The following is a 17,070-nucleotide window of genomic DNA, read 5'->3' as shown; positions in this document are numbered from 1 at the left end:
CATGTGACATGAATCATATTCATCACCTGTTGATCCAAAATCACGACAAAAAATCCCGAAACTTCACAGTTCCGGGATCGTTCACAACCAAAATACATGAATTAAGAGTCTTTTTCTTGGATAATTGGAGTATAACTATGATAATTGCGTAACCTGCCAGACAACAGGGGTCTTGGAGATCTGTTCTCCCAACCATCGACGGGTGATATTCTGGAACATGCGTGGGTCGCCAGTGCAGAAAAATTGATGCACCGGTGTCTCATCCCCACTGGCCAGCTTTCGTTTATCATATAAAATCGTACTAATTTCACGTGCCGTTTCATCTGCCGAACTGATTAACTTCACTTCCTGTCCCATAACTTCCTGAATGGTGTCCATGAGAAAGGGATAATGCGTACAACCCAGAATAAGACAATCTATTGGCTGCTGTTTGATCTCGCCCAATGATTGCTCCACCGTATGTGTCGTGTGCTCGGAACGAAATTCACCTTGTTCCACCAACGGCACCAGCGCCGGACAAGCCTGACTGACCACATCAATATAGGGGGACAACTGCTTGAGTGCCGATGTATAAGCCCCACTACTTATGGTCCCCGTGGTACCAATCACACCAATACGTCCTGTACGTGTCGCTGTGATTGCTGCCCGCGCACCCGGATGTATAACACCAATGACAGGCATACTCACCTTGGAACGGATATACTCCAACGCTGCTGCTGTTGCTGTGTTACAGGCGATAACGATAACCTTCGGATCGAATTGGATCAAGAAATCAACGATTTGTTCCGTAAATTGTTTTACTTGTTCGGACGAACGGGGTCCGTACGGTGTCCGGGCAGTATCCCCAAAATAAATGATCTTTTCCCGCGGGAGCTGACGCATCACTTCCTTGGCGACGGTCAATCCCCCCACACCGGAGTCTAATATAGCGATTGCTTGCTGCACGAACACACCGCTTCCTTCTTCATTGAATTGGTTCTCATTACGTTTGTTTCCCAGAGCTTTCTTCCTACCGTATGAACATTCCGGCAAAAAGGTACCTACATCTTACCCGATTTCATCACGGGGTTCAAATTAAATCCGCGCCACGTCATCTATGTGTGGACACGCAACAAAGCAGGCTCTCCTCTAAATAGAGGAAAGCCTGCTGATCTCAAGCTTTGCTTAGTTGTCGTCCTTGGACTCATCCGCAGGAAGCTTCGCTACGATGTCATTGCCGGATTCATCAACTGCTTTATCGATATCGGTATCTACAATGGCTGCCGATATACGAATTTCTTTCCCTTCACCGCAATTGCGCCAGGATTGAATATCCTGAATCACGACATCTGCGGTCTCTTTAACTTTGGATACGATCTGTGAACTTTGTTCTCCCACGATACCAGCCAGTTCCTGACCTTTCTCCGATACCTGACGAGCACCTTCTGTAATATCCTGACGAAGTTCACGTCCCGATTTCGGTGCCAGCAATAATGCTGTTACAGAACCTACCACGGAGCCAATAAGAGCTCCCCACAACAAACTTTTGTTAGAATCCTTCACGTCACATCTCTCCCTTTACTATGGTTTAAGTACCGGATCAGAAGCAACGGTCTGCCGCTCAGCCATCCGGGCGAATGCCTACTCTGTTGATGCATTATAAGCAGCACAGGCTTGGCTTGACACTCCAGATGTTAAAAATAATCTGAACGCCCTTTTTGAATGGCTGCAGAATGTCTTGGCTTAAACTCAATTCTGACGAGCCGGCTCGAGATCAGCCGCCGCATGCTCATCCCCCGGGTCCAAATCAATGACATATCGTCCTGGTGCAACTAATGCCGCCTGATGTTCACAACGCCAACGACGTCCACCTGAAGAACCCAGCGTCTGTCCATCTTGCAGGACATCTCCCTGATCAAATATGTAATACGCTGCACCCAGTAAGGTCTGAGCCACCGTATCTGGATCAAGACCAACGAAGTGACACTGTACATCAGGAACACCGAGCGCAGACAATCCTACGGTATCCATGACCAACCCGCGCTGTTCCTCCGTACCTCCGGCCTGATACATTCGAACGTTCATGGCTGCATACAGATGTTCCTCACGTTCCTGGGCTTGCGTATATGCTTCCGGTTCAACCAGCTTATCACTGCCATACCAATACAGCGCATCACAGGTCAAACTCTCCATGATTGCCAGTACAGTCTTCTGAAACAGCTCCAAACGCTGTTTACGAGGCATTGCAGCCGTGAACATATCATGTATCCGAATGGAGTAACGCGAAGCTTCTACAACTTGTCCCACTTCGGGCCAATGCCATGCTTGTTGCACAGCCCCGCCAAAGCGTGCACGATCTGCGATTTCATTCACAGGAAGCATGCAGGTTTGAGCAGGGATATCCCCTTCCTGAAAGGATACCTTATGGTCCAGATGATAGAAGACCAACATCTCATGCTCTTGCTCTCCACTTCCTTGTTTCACATCCAGTCGGACTTGTCCTGTATGAAGAATCATCGCTTCCTGCAAACGCAGGCGATCCACCTCCGGACGTTCCCGGAACAAGAGTTCAACCATATACACCGGATGGAATCCGGAAGGCGTTTCATTCGGTTCATTACTTTCAGTATTTACTTCATTGAATTCTTTTGATTCATTTGTCATGCGATTTCCCTCATTCCTTACGCTGTCCCTCGGCTTGTGCCGCATTGAAAGGACCAAGTTCTGTTTCCACGTATGCGCTAACCTGTGTCGTAAAATGTTCAAGTATGCTCGGCAACTCTACGCTAAGCGGATGGAGCTCAGAACGCTCCCAACTGTAATAATCCTGCACCAGTGGTTTGCGTAACGTGACAAGCTGACGCAAGATCTCATAGGTCGAATGGTCAAAAACCTTTTCTTCATAATTAATCTGAATAATATCATCATAGCTGCTCGCATCTCTCATGATGAAGCCGTCAATCAGATAACTTCCCACATCGGTAACAATCTCGATCGCCAGGTGAAGACACCGCTCCTGAACCATCCCCAGCATGAGACTGCCATCCCAAGCCTGTGCTGTCCGGCGAAGTCCTTCAGCTACTTCCGGTACAGCAGCAAGCCGGCGGGCAATCTGTTCTCTGTTCACATAATACATTCGTTCACTTCCCGTTCAGTGAGTTATCGGTTCCGTTTCCCTCTTCGCTTAAGCCAGAATATCATCACAGGACAAGCGATTAGAAACACAACAAAAATATATAGAAATTCCATAACGTCTCTTAAATCGCTCATGCAGAGTCCCCTTTATCTCAACGTAGTTTGAATAACAGATCAGAACTCGTAGTCCACTGCAATCGACTGTTCTCTGACTTCATTCATGTACTTGATTACTTCCTGATGAAGCGGGTGTACCTGATACGCCTGAAGATCCTCCAGTGACGCAAACTCAGCCGTGAGTGAAATGTCGAACGATCTCTCCGAGCGAAGCACATCAATCCCGATTTCAAGTGAAACCAGAACATCAATTTTACCGTCCAGGTTACGAAGCACCTGGGCAGCAGCTTCAATACTTTCTGCTGAGCGATCTTTCATTTTGAACAGGACAATATGTTTTATCATCTGATCAAGCACCTCGTTTAATATAATAGTAGTAGAAATGAATGAATTTTCGTGTATCCAAAATATATCATAACGTTCTCTATTACGAAAGGATACTTGGAAACGTTCTCTTGAAAAGAAAAACTAACCCGAACCATCTCTTTTCGGTTCGGATTTTTCTTGGGAACCATCTTCCACCTTTTTCGCGGATTCATCCTGCGAAGTTTGTCCTGTTTCAGCCTGCTGTTGGCGGCTATCCTCGCTTGGTGGAATTGACCATTCCCGATCCGGCAAATACTCCTGATCGTCCTGTTTCTTCAACACTGCTATAGCCTGTCTGAGCTTTCCGGGCAATGGAAGGCCGATTCTCGCATAGTTTTCAGTTATCGAGATCAGTTCATTGACGAGGTAGAAATAAATAGCCCCTCCCTTGATAATATCGGTTCCCATGATCAGGTCAATTCGGTGAGCAAGCAGAACAACGGTCAGCATGAGCCCTTTGCGAGCAAGCCCCCAGAAGCCAATGTTGCTATTCAACCCGGTACCCGTTCTTACCGCCGCTGCCAAACCTGTTATATAATCCACAGCCATCGCGACCGCGAGCAGGCTCAGCAATTGATCCCATCCACCAAAAGCAAACGTAACAATTGCTCCCGAGATGGCAGCAAAGGTATTCACAGACAGATTCACGTTCCTCACCTCTCCCTTCACTTGAGTACCCTACAATATATGTAAAAGTAAGAGATTTGACAGGTCACATGTCATGCTGAACCTGCGGATTTATCTTTCAGATTTGTGCACACCTTCTACCGGATACGTTGAAGCACATTCAATATTTTTTGGGGAATTCAGGGAAATAAACCGCATCATATCAACAAAAAATAGATAAAAGTTCTTTAGACCTAATAATAAGTAATTAGAACTATATTATCTTTAATCCTGCTCATTTTGCCCCCTCATTTTTAGTGAAACATTGTAATCTAGGAATATACTAGGATGTGAATTGCGTATGGTCTAGTTCGTAGTTCCCTCTTTATCAGGAATTGACGCATTGACGCATTTGAAACAGGTAAACCCGGCACTTGAAAGTACCCCGTTGTTTATTGTAGTATTTGGTTAAAAAAAATCGGAGGAAATATGCCTAATCAACCAGAACAACATTCCATCCAGGCGTGGTCTCTGATCAACCGTAAATACTTGGGAAAAGGCGTCCGTGTTAAACGATTCCGAAAACCGACACGCTGTCAAATCCGTAATCGTGTTCTTCTTGCCGTGCTGATGGCCAATGATATCAAATTGTCCCAGCTCGCAGAAGACCTCTCCATCTCTTCACGCAGTGTCAGTGCGTGGGTATATGAAGGACGGATACCCGGCAGTACCAATTTGGACAAGACATGCCAATTACTCGGCTATCCCCGCCACATTCTCTTTAATGAGGAAGTTGTGCGTAATAGCCCTGTCATATGTCAACCCGAGTCATCTCGCTTCATGAAGCGTACGGTCACCCGTTCTCCGGTTAGTAACCGTATTTTGACAGGCTTGTGTATGGTCCATGATTTGTCGGTGACAGATGTCAGCCACTGGATCGGGGTTCATCCCGGCACTTTCCGCAAATGGCTGCATCAGGGAACACTGCCTTCCGCTGCGTTTCAGGAACAAGCGGAGCAATTTTTCCGCATCCCAAAAACTATTTTGTTCGCAGATGTCATCTTGAAAGATCGTCGCAACAACTAAATAAGCGAACAGCCAAAAGGCTCTGATCTCCTTCCAGGAGGCCAGAGCCTTTTTAAAATGAAACATATCCCTCTTCTCTCCCGACCTTGAAACAGCCTCCTGGCTCTTCCGTCAACAACGTCAGGTAAATCCCCCTTCTCTACTTTCTAATCCCAATCAAGGCCATTTTAGCGCTCTAGAAGCTAAGTTTACACAATCTTGGAGACCGAACCTCCTTAAAAGTCACCTTTACCTCGTGTTTAACACTTCATTGATGTATTTCAATCCGGTATATCGAGGACGAAGTGTATGCGCGGTGGTAAAGGCATGTTCCACCATCTCCGGGGTTACACCAAGCTGTTCAGTAGTCACAGGTCCACCTACTTGCTCCAACCATGCGATGAGCTGAGAAGCCTCCGGCAATTGGTTATATATTCTAAACACTGGTTCATCCGATGTCTGTGCAAGTTCTTTATATTTCACCGTAAGCAATGCACAGGCTACGCCAACTTTGGCACCATGCAGAACCGGTCTTTCTCCCGCTTGCATGAGATCCATCTCCAAGATGTGGGACAGGTGATGTTCACCTCCGGATGCCGGACGGGAATGGTCAATGATCAGCATGGAGATACCAGAAACAATTAATGCGTCCATTAATACAGCTACTCCCTCTGCCCGCCCCTCCGCAATAGCTTGTACATGATCAATGCAGGAATTCAGCGCTTCTTCTGTCATTCGATAAGCGACCGGACAGAACGGTTCTCCTCCCAGCTCACGAGAAACAATCCAGTCTGCAAGGGAAGTATATTTGCCAAGCATATCTCCGAATCCAGCAGCCGTCATCTCTTGGGGGGCTTGCTCCAGGATATTCATATCCGCAAAGATGGCCTCAGGCGGAACAGCCTGAAAGGTCTGTTTGATGCCGCTTACAATTAAGGGTGCACCTGCAGAGGTAAACCCGTCCACTGAAGCCGCTGTCGGTATCGACAGAAAGGGCTTGTTCATTTTGGAACATACAAATCGCACCAGATCATGAATGGTACCTGAGCCCACCGCAATGATAGCCTGACTTTCCAATTTCACACCCAACATGACCTGCACGATAGCTGCTTCATCCGCAATAATATCACCCGTACGATTCTCCGGCAGAGCGATCTCATCCACATGCATTCCCGCTTCTCGAATACTGTTCAGCACATCAGATCCAGCAGCCCGAAACGTATGTCGATCATAAACAACCGTCACATGATGGTACCCTTGTTCAGACAAATAGCCCGGTAGCCTCTGAATGGCCCCAGCTTCCAGATGAATGAGCATATCTACCATTCGGTGTTGATGACCGCAAGCGCACTGCTGTGCTTCCTCATTCCATGCTGCAATTCGTTCGTTCATATTCATTCGCTCTTACCCTCCCATATGAGATATCATGCATAATTAACCGGTTAATACCACAAGATAAAAAAGGAAATAAAATGTGATGATTTTCCTGATCACACTTTACTTCCTGTACCCCATATTTGCAAATCCATATCTCACATTTCCAAGTAGGTGACACAATGAAATTAACCAAAGAATTAGGAATTTCGCTCGGATTTCTCGCCGGAACCACCTTAGGCAGTGGTATCGCTTTTTTGTTTCGTCTCCAGTCGGTTGAAGTTATTGCCAGTGTTACACTGTTCGGAATAGCAGGAGCTATCACCGGACTCATCATGGCAGTCATTTTGCGGCAGCGGCAGTATTAGATGCCAGCAGCAAAATACTTGATTCACAATAATATAGTAAAAATAAAGAAAGGTTCGTGAATTGCATTAGAGCAACTCACGAACCTTTCTTTGATTTGATGCGGTCGAGAGGACTCGAACCTCCACGGGGGGTTAGCCCACACGGACCTGAACCGTGCGCGTCTGCCAATTCCGCCACGACCGCATAATATGTATCTCCTCATCCATCGATGAAAAGTGTTCCGGTGAAGCAATTCCTTGTTTTACCGTAATTCAGAGTATACATGCTGCAAAATAAAATTGCAACTTCTTTTTATCCATTCAGAAATAGGACATATGTCCTTTTTTATCAACACCAAACCCCCTATCGTATCATTAAGCAAATAAACCACCAATACGAATGATACAATGAAGGAGAGATCCCATTTTGAAAACAACCCATCTGTGCTTTATCGGTGCCGGGTTTCATGCATCCACGAATATATATCCTTCTGTCGTTGAAAGCGGAGCGCAGATCCAGGCCATTGCCACTCGCAGTATGGAACGATCAGAAACAGCTCTGCTGAAATTTGGCAGCAATGGCAAAGCGTATGTTAACGCTCAGCTTATGTTACAGCAGGAAACTTGTGACGGAGTCGTTGTGGTCGCCCAGCCTATGGATCAGACTGCTCTTGTCCTTGAATGCATTCGGGCTGGCAAAAATGTATACGTGGACAAGCCGCTTGGATGGAACGCTGCGGAAGCCTCCACTGTAGCAGAAGCTGCCGAGCAGGCTGGCGTCGTTGTCATGGTCGGTTTTATGAAACGTTATGCTCCGGTATACATGAAGCTAAAAGAGCTCATTGATGGGGGTTCGCTAGGTAAAGTGCGTTCATTCCAGATGAAATTCGCTGTAGACAGTACCCCATTCTGCAAGGATGAGGAACAGTTCATGAAGCTCGCTGCCATTCATATGGTCGATCTGATGCGCTACTTATTCGGAGAAGCTATACGAGTTACAGGCACAACCGTGAAGGATGGGGAACATATTAATCAGAGCATTTCCTTTGTATTTGAGAATAACGTGGTAGGCAGTGCTTATTTTACCGGCATGAGTGCCTGGTCACGTGAGAGTGAAAGTGTGCTCGTCACCTTCGACAATGGATTTGCGTCAGCTGAAGAGATCAACACACTTACTGTTCATCAATCCCGAAGCTCCACCAGCGTTCCCTGGAAATCTCTCGAGGAGCAAGATACTGTATACACACCTTCCGGATCTCCCATGTCAGGAGCTTATCGCGACCTTTATCTACGTGGTTTTGTTGGTGAGATGGCGCACTTCATCGCCTGTTGCCAGAACCAAACAGTCCCACATTCCAGCGCCAAGGATAATATTGCAACGATGGCTCTATGTGACTCCATTCTATCGTCACTGAAGTAGCGTATATACGCTCATTATTATACTTTATACATCCAGAGAAGAGGAAATCATCTCATGTTGGACACGGGTTTACTTATCATTCGTCTCGTTATCGGTTTTATTATGATCGGACATGCATGCAAGAAACTGTTTGGTTGGTTTGGTGGTGAGGGTGTATCAGGGACAGCTAAATTTTTCGGAGCGATTGGCCTGAAACCCGCTAGAGCCTTGGCCGTGTGCGCCGGACTTGCTGAATTGATTGGTGGATTCCTGTTTGGAGTCGGTCTATGGATTATCGTCGGAGCCATTCTACTCATGCTTCCGATGGTTGTAGCCATAGCCAAGGTTCACGCAGATAAAGGTCTATGGAATCTGAACGGAGGATTCGAATATAACCTTGTGATAATAGGATCATTAGCTGGTGTTGCTCTCGCTGGAGCCGGTGCATATTCCCTCGATGCCCTGATATAGTGTACAAAATTCATCCCATTTATGGAGCCTCCATGTTTCGCAAGACGAAACTGGGGCTCTTTTTTCTTACAGACATCATCACAACTGTCTGCGCCTAGGATTAGGGTTTATAATATGCATAATAAGTGATATGCTCTTTCATGAACTATACGTACTTTATGTAATGTAATCACCCAAATAGATACCATAGATTATCACCGTAAAGTGGAGGTGCACTTATAATGAAAAAGGATGCAATCAAGCCATGTCCAACGCCATACGGCTGTTCCGTGGAAGTTACCCTTAGCGTGATCGGAGGCAAATGGAAAGGTGCCATTTTGTATCATTTATTCTCTGGTCCTTTGAGATTTAACGAGCTCCGAAAATTGTTTCCTGACATTACCCAGCGTATGCTCACCCTGCAACTTCGAGAGTTGGAAAGTAGCGGAATTGTTCATCGTGAAATATACCCCCAGATCCCACCTAAAGTGGAGTATTCCCTCACACCATTTGGTGAAACATTACGGCCGATCATCTTCAGCATGCGAGATTGGGGAGAAACGTATACCAATGAGGTTCTGGCCAGATCCTCACAAGAGGTATAGAAAACAAAAGAAGCTGCCCCTTATTTTTAGGGAACAGCTTCTTTGTTTGCTTATTTAATAACCGTCTGGATCGTAACCGTACGGTTACGCCCCTCTTCCTTCGCTTGATACAGTGCATTATCCGCCAAGTGAAACAGTTCTGTGGATGTTGTGGAGTGCTTCGGATATTCAGCAATTCCAGCCGAGATGGTGACGGAACGATCTATAGGCAATATGCTTTCTTCGACCGTTATTCGGATACGTTCAGCAATCTCAAAAGCCACGTTAGACTCGGAATTTCTTAACAAGACTACAAATTCCTCTCCACCAAACCGGGCGCAGACATCTTCTGGGCGAACAGACAATTGAATGATATTGGCAATGTGTTTCAGCACTTCATCCCCAGCATGATGCCCGAATGTATCATTGATGGACTTGAAGCGGTCAATATCCAGAACAATAATGGAGAATGGCACCTCATCCTGAATCCATTCCTGAATGACTTCTTCGAAGGTTCTGCGATTGTTCATGCCTGTTAAAACATCGGTTCTGGCATCATAGACAAGCTGGTTTGTCTGTTTCCTAAAGTTCGCCAATGCGCCAACAACTGCTCTTGTTAGAAGGTCTGCCTCTCTATTCCAGTGAGGCTTCATCACAGGCAGATCCACTTGTCCCTTATCGACCTGATTCACCAAATCAGCCAACATAGCAAAAGGACTGGCCAGCTTGCGTGCAACCCGAACCACAATAAGGGTCAGAATCAGGAAAGGCACTGAAGTGTAAAGCAACAACATACGGATATGACGGTTCAACTGATCGTACACCGTTTGGGCTGGAGACACGATTACGACGCCCCAATCTGTTGATGGAACTTTGTAATAACCTGCAAGTGAATCTACACCTGCCAGGTTTTTGTATTGTTCTTTACCGTTCTCGTTTACTAACAGCTTCTGCACCACTTCATTTTTACTGACATTTTCACCAATGCGGTTGGTGTTTGGGTGAAATAACAAAGTGCCCTTCTTATCCACAATAAAAAAGTAGGAACCATTACTCGTCTTGAGTTGACTGCCAAAAGACAAACTTAATATATTATTTTCCTGCAAAAAAATATTTCCACCAAGCGTTCCTTGATACGTCCCTGCTGAATCAAAGATCGGTTCACTGACAAATACAATTCTGCGTTTGGTTCTGGGTGTCTTGTACACTTCAGAGATATACGAAGCCCTCAATTTAACCGCTTCTTTTGCTGCATTGGAACTAACATGGTGACCTACACTAGCCTGTGTGTAAGGTGAGGTAGACCTTATTACTCCCTCTTTATCTACCAAAGAAACGGAATTGAAAAAATTACTGCTATTGCGAACCAAATCCAATGTGGAATTCAATTCTTTTGTATTGGAGTGATCCATATCCGGGAAATAACTGGCTGCATATTTTAAGCTCTCCTGCATGGAATCAAAAAGCGAATCCAGAGTTTGGCTCATTTGCACAGCGCTTGCATAGTTTAACGATAGGGTGTTATCAATGAGAGACTGTTTCTGAGATGTATAAGATGAGATGACCATGATGGTCAGTGTCATTAAGACTGAAATGATGACCAGCCCGCCGAGTAAAGCCGTAAGGCTAATTTTCTTGATGTTTTTTATTTTTCTCCGTAATCTAGATCTCTTGATCTGTGCAATCATCTTTTACTTCCCCCGGATTTTCATGAAAAGGCATATTCCTTCTATTTTATACGAAAGTTGTTAAGATCAAATAAAGAGTTTGAGAAATCTTAACAATTACATCGTAAGATTGACAATTTAATGACATTTTAATTTCTTGGAAAAATCACTGTTCAGGATCGCCCTAATCGACAATGATATATCCTTCTTCTGGCTCCTGCTCAACAAACCCCGCCATGTGGCGAATCTGAAATTCGATCGGATGATGACTGCCCATTAAAATACGATTTTGAACTTCATCCGCTGTTTCTGTTGGCAATGCGAATGCACGTGTATAAGTAAATTGTGCCTGAAGTGTCGTATAGATCGCGTTCACAAGCCGATCATTGCCAGCACGCCCGAACACATTAAGGAGCACAGCTCCATCCGAGTCCAGCCTGTCCTTGACCAAGGCAAAAAAATCACTGGATATAAATTGCTCGGGTGTACCCGTTGCCGTAAACGCATCAATAATAATATAATCGTATGTCCCTGCAGGTTCCTGCCCTAATAATTCACGACCATCCCCAATGAGTACAGGACTTCCCTCATATCCAAAAAAGGTTTGGCTCAACTCCACGACCTCTGCGTCCAGCTCAGCCACCTTTACCTGACGATCAGACAAGTAGGTTGGCAATGTGCCAATACCATGTCCCACCACAAAAACAGTATCAAATTCAGGATCATTCCGTTCCATTAGATGTACCATCGCTCTTGGATACTCCAACACCATTCGGGCAGGCTCATCCAGATCCATTGCGCCCTGCACAGCTGCGTTGGAGAATTCTAATACACGAAATCGCCCCTTCTCTCCATAGAGCTTTTTGGTATCATATACTGTCAGCTCATGCTGTTCACTTTTATTTCGATACAGAACTCTCACTAACCGTTCTCCCTTCGTTCTTTTCACACCTATTCGACATATACCTTCATTCTATTACACGGGATGACAACATACCACCCTATACTTGAAAGATCGTAGCACAACAAAAAAACCGTTCCGACTCATACGGAAACGGCCTTTTGATGAACCATTTAGCACCACTAAGACCCTATGGCCTCATGCAGAGCCTGGACATATTCCACGCCCAGATTGGAGAGAGAAGTGCTCTTATGGCTTATCCAGCCTACATTAATGGTTTCCTCACATTCCAACGGTACAGGAATAATCTCGTTTCCGTTCAGATCAGCGCTAAGTACGCCCGTAGAGATCGTATAACCATTCAAACCAATCAACAGGTTAAATAATGTTGCGCGGTCATTGACCTGTATGCTTTTGGGATGAGATAACGTACTCAGGATCTCTTCGGAAAAATGAAAGGAATTGTACTCTCCCTGGTCAAATGACAGGTACGGATAATCTTGCAGCTGCTCAATCGCGACCGAATCTTGCTTCGCCAGCGGGTTCTTCACACTGATAAAGATATGGGGCTTCGCTGTGAACAAGCTTGTGAAGACCAGACCTGCATCTTTTAACAATTTGTTAATCACCTTGGCATTGAATTCATTCAAATACAGGATGCCAATTTCACTACGCAGGCTTTTCACATCCTGAATAATTTCGTAGGTCTTTGTCTCCCGAAGTGCCAACTCATATTCATCCTGACCATACTGCTGGACCAGACGAACAAAGGCATTCACCGCAAACGCATAATGCTGTGTCGATACAGAGAAATGCTGCGGAGATGGCTTGGCGTTCAGATAACGATTCTCCAGCAACTCAGCTTGCTCTACCACCTGACGTGCGTAGCTTAGAAACTCAACGCCTTCTTTAGACAGAGATATGCCCTTATTGGTACGTTCAAAAATGGTGATTCGCAATTCCTGCTCCAGATCCCGGATGGCATTCGACAGGCTGGGTTGCGAGATAAACAGTCGTTTGGCTGCTTCATTCATCGAGCCGCGTGTGGCAACTTCAATTACATATTTTAATTGTTGTAGGGTCAAGGTCTTATCCCTCTCTTTCTGGTTCAACAGGCAGGCCAACAGTTGCTTCTTCCCACGGAAGTACATTCCATGGACTGTCTGCCCTTTCGAACAAATGCTCTACAAGCGAAAAGTGCTCCAGGGCTGACTCCGTCTCCAATTCTTCATACCCATATTGACGTCCTATGAGGTAGGCAAGTCCGAATTCCGTCCAACTTGAATACGCTTTTTGAATTCTCTGCGCCATTTCATACATAAATGTCCATGCCGTCTCCTCATCTACATAACCGACCTGCATCGCCATCCGTGTAATTGATATGGCTCTTCCCCAGTCCCAGGCGCTGATGCTTGCCGCATTCAGGCGACTGTCATAGAGTTGGATGGCCCTCAATTGGGTTCTGATCGTCTCATCCTCCAAACCAAGGATGTAGTTTTCTTGCTCCTGATGAGTCATTACAGACAATAACGCCCTGCGTTGATCAAATTTATCATGGTGCCCGCTTCCTTCTCGAAAACTTTCCATTTGCTGATGAAATGACTGCTCGTCCCGAATACTCCATGCTCGACCAAACATTTCAATGATGCCTTCCCGTTTCCCATCCAATCGTTCAATATCATACCCTGTGGCGAATTCCAAAGCATTTGCCTCAAGTAAAATAGCTCCCGCTGCCAGTGTCCACTGCTGTCTTGCATCAAGCAAAGAATGCATCGTTGTATACCTCCACGTTATAATACGGTCTAAGCTCTTCATCATTCAAAAGATCAGGGAATTGAAGTGGTACCGTTTGTTTCAATCCCATCTGGAATATATTGAACTTCAGCTTATTAAACCAGGCTCCCCGTTGACTCAGACGCTCTTCCATATCCTGCAGACGTGCAAGGTAATCCGGATGATCAGGCCGGTCTGCCACAGCCTCTCTCGCATACACAAGTGCCGACTCTCCTTGACCAAGATGCATATAGGATAAACTCAGCAAACTGCATGTATCCCCGCGCAAACCGAACTCGTAAGCACGGGTCAACATTTTGCGAGCGACATCGTATTTACGTGCCTGATATAGATGTAAGCCCCCATAAAAATAGCTGTAACCATCAATCTTGGCAGGTTCTACTGTTTTATAATAATGCACCATAGCGCTGTCCAACTCATCCCACTGCTTGAGTTCGGCAAAGATGCGAATCATCTGTAAAAGCGCCCACGGATTATTAGGCTCGTGATCCTGAATCTTCAGAATCCATTTTGCTGCCTCCTCAAACTTACGATCCGCAAGGAGACAAACAGCAATCATTTTTTGAAGATAGAGACTCTCTGGTATGTCATGATAAAATGTCAGCAAGAAATCATGGGCAATGCTCCATTGCTTTCTATAAAAATGAATATCCGCTGCTGCGCCAAGAGCCTCTCCCCGATACGAAGTGTCTCCAGTTTCCAAATATTGATCAATTACAGTCAACGCAAGATCAAACTCACATTGTCTTCTGTAGACTGTGAATAGATAATACAGTGTGCTCGGATAACTCTCGATGCGCAAAGAAGCTTGGAAACACTGAGCGGCATCTTGGAATCTGTCCACGTTCATATACGAGATGCCAAGGTAGTAATAGAGATCAGCACTTTCATTATCTTTATTCATATAAGTCTCAAAGCACGTTATAGCCTTATCATACTTTTCTAAATGATAGTAACTGAAAGCTAATCCAAATTCGTAGCCTGCGCCACCATTTAATGTTTTTGCCTGCAAATAATTCAAGATCGCCTGTTCATATTCTTCAAGCATACGATAGGATTCCCCGAGATAAAAATAAACTCCCGGCTCTTCTGCCATATGTCCTTTCAGAATAAGACCGTCTGAGATTACTGCCTCATAATGATCAAGATTATAATTGACCTTTATGCGTAAGTACAAAGCCTCTTGGTGAACAAAGACCTCTTCTTTAGCCCTTGTGACAGACTGATTAAGGTAGTGTAAAGCAAGTTTTAGATCAACATCGTATGCCATTTGAGCAGCCAAAAACCAAGCATTACTGCTTAACAGCACTTCTGATCCAAATCCTTCAACCATGGATATTACCTTGTCTGATTGTTTCCTTATACGGTAAAGTCCAATCAGTTCCTCGATCTGTTCCGTTCCAGGAAGGCTGTCATTTTGAAGCTCCTCTTCCAAAATCGTCATGCGTTCTTGCTCATATTCATGCCGTACATGCCATAGACGAGTTCGTAGTTCCAAGTCCGCTGGGAATCGTTCTAACGCTGCCTCATATACGGCTATGGCTTCATTATTTCTACTCAACTGGATTAGACACTGCGCTGCAGATGATAAAGCAGGACTATAGATCATCGCTTCAGTTGCCTCCGACAACTGCATGTTGATGGATAACGCTTCTTCCGCATGTCCACACTTCAGTAACATGTCTGCCAAGTGACGGAGAATTTGAGGCTCATTCGGTAGTATAACTGCAAGCCTGGAGTACATGTGGAGCGCAGTCTCCCAATCCTCAACGTTCATCGAATATAACGCAATCAAGCGCAGTAACACTGGGTCTTGTTCATACATGGCGTAAGCTTTGCCCAACATCTCGTGCGCTGTGTCCAAGTCTTGATGAATGAGTGCACGTCTTGCGAATTCACGAAAATATAAATAATCGTCGATCTCCAAACCAGCTGCTGCCGCTTGGTGTAAATATTCAAGTTGCAAATCATATAAACTTTGACTCTGGTGACGAATGTGATTTAGAAACGAGGAAGAAAATCGCTCGCTTAACTCCAGTTCATTGTCCATCCAGCCAAACGTATCATCTAATAATTTCCAAACCATACCAGGCAGCCAGCTTCGTTCTGCCAAAACATCTAACAATTCGCTGTGTAGTCTTTCCCGAACCTGAATGCTCCAGAATTGCTCATCCTCTACAAGGTTCACCCATAGATCGTAACGAATGCGTGAGTCAAAATCTTCATACAGTCTAATCGTTCTCTCCAGAAAATGATTTACAGCTTCACGCAGCGGGTCTTCCCACTTTGGAGGAGTTATATGTAAGTCTTCGATATGTATACCTTGAGCTAAATCCTGCGTATCTTCCGTAAAGTGGTGTGGAGGATCATCATCAGACTCAACATGTATCGGTTGAATTGAACCTGTTGACGCAATCTCTCTAGCTTGCTCGTAAGCTGCTCTAAGTTCCTTGAAACCTTCGGGATTATCTTCTGGATGATTTTGTTTTAACCGTAATGAATAAGCTCGTCTAATCGCATTTAAATCTTCAGTAGGCTCTATACCAAGTATTCCCCAGTAATCCATGCTGTCGTTCGCCTCTCTTATCTGGAATTCTTCTCAATCTGCAGATGTGGTTGCTATCAAAACAATGTAACATTGCTCTTTAATATATCATATCCCTGCTTCATTAAGCTTCTTTTCAGACAACCCTCTATGTAAAAAGCGATATCTAATAACCTGGCCATACACTCGATATTACATGCTAGAAACAGCAAAAGACCCGCGTCATCATGACGTGGGTTTTCGGATTCAAACAGGTAGCAGCGCCATCAAGAGAATATGTTCTGTTTCTCAAAAACAGACATCTGGTTCTCCCCGGTAATGGGACATTCATCAGGATACATACTTCGTTTCTCCAACTTCTCATCGATAAAATCAACGACCTGCTGTAGCGAAGCAATCTGTGCTTCAACTTTCTTCCGGTGATTCACCAGCATCTCCCGTTCATCCGGGAAATCTGCGAGATCTGAATCCATGGACATTTGGAGATAGGGCTTCATTTCTTCCAAAGACATGCCAGTTTTTTTCAGACAAGTGATCAACCTCATGGTATGGATGTCCTCCGAGCGGTATACCCGATGGCGATTGGCCTTGCGTTCAGCTCGGGGAAGCAGCCCAATCTTCTCATAATAACGAATTGTATCTTCTGATAATCCGGCCTGTTCTGACGTTTCTTTGATGGAGAACATTACATTGTCGCTCATCATATGGGCCTCCTCCACATTCATTTCTCTCCATATTACA

General features: G+C 45.1%; 17 protein-coding genes, 1 tRNA gene and 1 pseudogene. 5 read left to right on the top strand and 14 right to left on the bottom strand.

Translation table 11 applies throughout. The features are described from left to right. Nucleotides 1-135: 135 nt before the first annotated feature. The 6 genes and pseudogenes from racE to NKT06_RS09915 form a co-directional block, all read right to left on the bottom strand. Nucleotides 136-945: a glutamate racemase gene (gene racE, locus NKT06_RS09940; RefSeq protein ID WP_367399853.1), complete on the bottom strand. Its 810-nt coding sequence runs from the start codon at nucleotides 943-945 to the stop codon at nucleotides 136-138. A gap of 219 nt (nucleotides 946-1,164) precedes the next feature. Continuing rightward, a complete protein-coding gene (locus NKT06_RS09935; protein ID WP_253433224.1) occupies nucleotides 1,165-1,542 on the bottom strand; it encodes a YtxH domain-containing protein in 378 nt (125 codons plus the stop codon). 186 nt (nucleotides 1,543-1,728) lie between these two features. Continuing rightward, complete coding sequence (locus NKT06_RS09930; protein ID WP_253433220.1) at nucleotides 1,729-2,643, bottom strand: DUF4261 domain-containing protein; 915 nt, start codon at nucleotides 2,641-2,643, stop codon at nucleotides 1,729-1,731. Between the two features lie 10 nt (nucleotides 2,644-2,653). Next, nucleotides 2,654-3,115, bottom strand: a complete 462-nt coding sequence (locus NKT06_RS09925) for a DUF86 domain-containing protein (protein WP_253433218.1) — start codon at nucleotides 3,113-3,115, stop codon at nucleotides 2,654-2,656. Between the two features lie 173 nt (nucleotides 3,116-3,288). Further along, on the bottom strand, nucleotides 3,289-3,576 hold the full coding sequence (locus NKT06_RS09920) for a Dabb family protein (RefSeq protein WP_253433214.1): 288 nt from the start codon (nucleotides 3,574-3,576) through the stop codon (nucleotides 3,289-3,291). Between the two features lie 285 nt (nucleotides 3,577-3,861). Beyond that, nucleotides 3,862-4,245 (bottom strand): annotated as a pseudogene (locus tag NKT06_RS09915) (phage holin family protein); the annotation flags it as partial. A gap of 447 nt (nucleotides 4,246-4,692) precedes the next feature. Between NKT06_RS09915 and NKT06_RS09910 the strand changes: the two are divergent. Further along, entirely contained in the window at nucleotides 4,693-5,289 is a 597-nt protein-coding gene (locus NKT06_RS09910; RefSeq protein ID WP_017689431.1) for a helix-turn-helix domain-containing protein, read from the top strand. Nucleotides 5,290-5,517: 228 nt separating this feature from the next. Here NKT06_RS09910 and NKT06_RS09905 read toward each other — a convergent pair whose 3' ends face one another. Beyond that, complete coding sequence (locus tag NKT06_RS09905; RefSeq protein ID WP_253433211.1) at nucleotides 5,518-6,666, bottom strand: sn-glycerol-1-phosphate dehydrogenase; 1,149 nt, start codon at nucleotides 6,664-6,666, stop codon at nucleotides 5,518-5,520. Nucleotides 6,667-6,824: 158 nt separating this feature from the next. Here NKT06_RS09905 and NKT06_RS09900 point away from each other — a divergent pair, with 158 nt between their 5' ends. After that, complete coding sequence (locus NKT06_RS09900) at nucleotides 6,825-7,010, top strand: hypothetical protein (RefSeq protein ID WP_253433208.1); 186 nt, start codon at nucleotides 6,825-6,827, stop codon at nucleotides 7,008-7,010. Between the two features lie 99 nt (nucleotides 7,011-7,109). Here NKT06_RS09900 and NKT06_RS09895 read toward each other — a convergent pair. Continuing rightward, nucleotides 7,110-7,194 (bottom strand) — tRNA-Leu (locus NKT06_RS09895). Nucleotides 7,195-7,416: 222 nt separating this feature from the next. Between NKT06_RS09895 and NKT06_RS09890 the strand changes: the two genes are divergently transcribed. The 3 genes from NKT06_RS09890 (at nucleotide 7,417) to NKT06_RS09880 (ending at nucleotide 9,443) form a co-directional block, all read left to right on the top strand. Continuing rightward, nucleotides 7,417-8,409: a Gfo/Idh/MocA family protein gene (locus NKT06_RS09890; protein ID WP_253433205.1), complete on the top strand. Its 993-nt coding sequence runs from the start codon at nucleotides 7,417-7,419 to the stop codon at nucleotides 8,407-8,409. Between the two features lie 54 nt (nucleotides 8,410-8,463). Beyond that, on the top strand, nucleotides 8,464-8,859 hold the full coding sequence (locus NKT06_RS09885; protein WP_253433201.1) for a DoxX family protein: 396 nt from the start codon (nucleotides 8,464-8,466) through the stop codon (nucleotides 8,857-8,859). A gap of 221 nt (nucleotides 8,860-9,080) precedes the next feature. Continuing rightward, on the top strand, nucleotides 9,081-9,443 hold the full coding sequence (locus tag NKT06_RS09880; protein ID WP_253433198.1) for a winged helix-turn-helix transcriptional regulator: 363 nt from the start codon (nucleotides 9,081-9,083) through the stop codon (nucleotides 9,441-9,443). A gap of 50 nt (nucleotides 9,444-9,493) precedes the next feature. Here NKT06_RS09880 and NKT06_RS09875 read toward each other — a convergent pair whose 3' ends face one another. The 6 genes from NKT06_RS09875 to NKT06_RS09850 all read right to left on the bottom strand — a co-directional run bounded on the left by NKT06_RS09875 (nucleotide 9,494) and on the right by NKT06_RS09850 (nucleotide 17,033). Then, nucleotides 9,494-11,110 carry a sensor domain-containing diguanylate cyclase gene (locus NKT06_RS09875; RefSeq protein ID WP_253433195.1) on the bottom strand — a complete coding sequence of 539 codons (1,617 nt, stop codon included), beginning with the start codon at nucleotides 11,108-11,110 and terminating at the stop codon, nucleotides 9,494-9,496. A 163-nt stretch (nucleotides 11,111-11,273) separates the two neighbouring features. Continuing rightward, nucleotides 11,274-12,011 (bottom strand): spermidine synthase, encoded by a 738-nt coding sequence (locus NKT06_RS09870; protein ID WP_253433191.1) that lies wholly within the window; start codon nucleotides 12,009-12,011, stop codon nucleotides 11,274-11,276. 161 nt (nucleotides 12,012-12,172) lie between these two features. Continuing rightward, nucleotides 12,173-13,075 carry a LysR family transcriptional regulator gene (locus NKT06_RS09865; RefSeq protein WP_253433188.1) on the bottom strand — a complete coding sequence of 301 codons (903 nt, stop codon included), beginning with the start codon at nucleotides 13,073-13,075 and terminating at the stop codon, nucleotides 12,173-12,175. A 4-nt stretch (nucleotides 13,076-13,079) separates the two neighbouring features. Next, nucleotides 13,080-13,763 carry a DUF1266 domain-containing protein gene (locus NKT06_RS09860; protein ID WP_253433185.1) on the bottom strand — a complete coding sequence of 228 codons (684 nt, stop codon included), beginning with the start codon at nucleotides 13,761-13,763 and terminating at the stop codon, nucleotides 13,080-13,082. After that, nucleotides 13,747-16,350, bottom strand: coding sequence for a J domain-containing protein (locus tag NKT06_RS09855; protein WP_253433182.1), 2,604 nt, complete (start codon nucleotides 16,348-16,350; stop codon nucleotides 13,747-13,749). The genes NKT06_RS09860 and NKT06_RS09855 overlap by 17 nt, the downstream gene beginning before the upstream one ends. Before the next feature lie 245 nt (nucleotides 16,351-16,595). Continuing rightward, nucleotides 16,596-17,033: a MerR family transcriptional regulator gene (locus tag NKT06_RS09850; protein WP_253433179.1), complete on the bottom strand. Its 438-nt coding sequence runs from the start codon at nucleotides 17,031-17,033 to the stop codon at nucleotides 16,596-16,598. Between the last annotated feature and the right edge of the window lie 37 nt (nucleotides 17,034-17,070).

This window comes from Paenibacillus sp. 1781tsa1, assembly GCF_024159265.1.
In the GTDB taxonomy this organism is placed as follows: domain Bacteria; phylum Bacillota; class Bacilli; order Paenibacillales; family Paenibacillaceae; genus Paenibacillus.
This window is presented reverse-complemented; position numbering and strand designations above follow the sequence as displayed.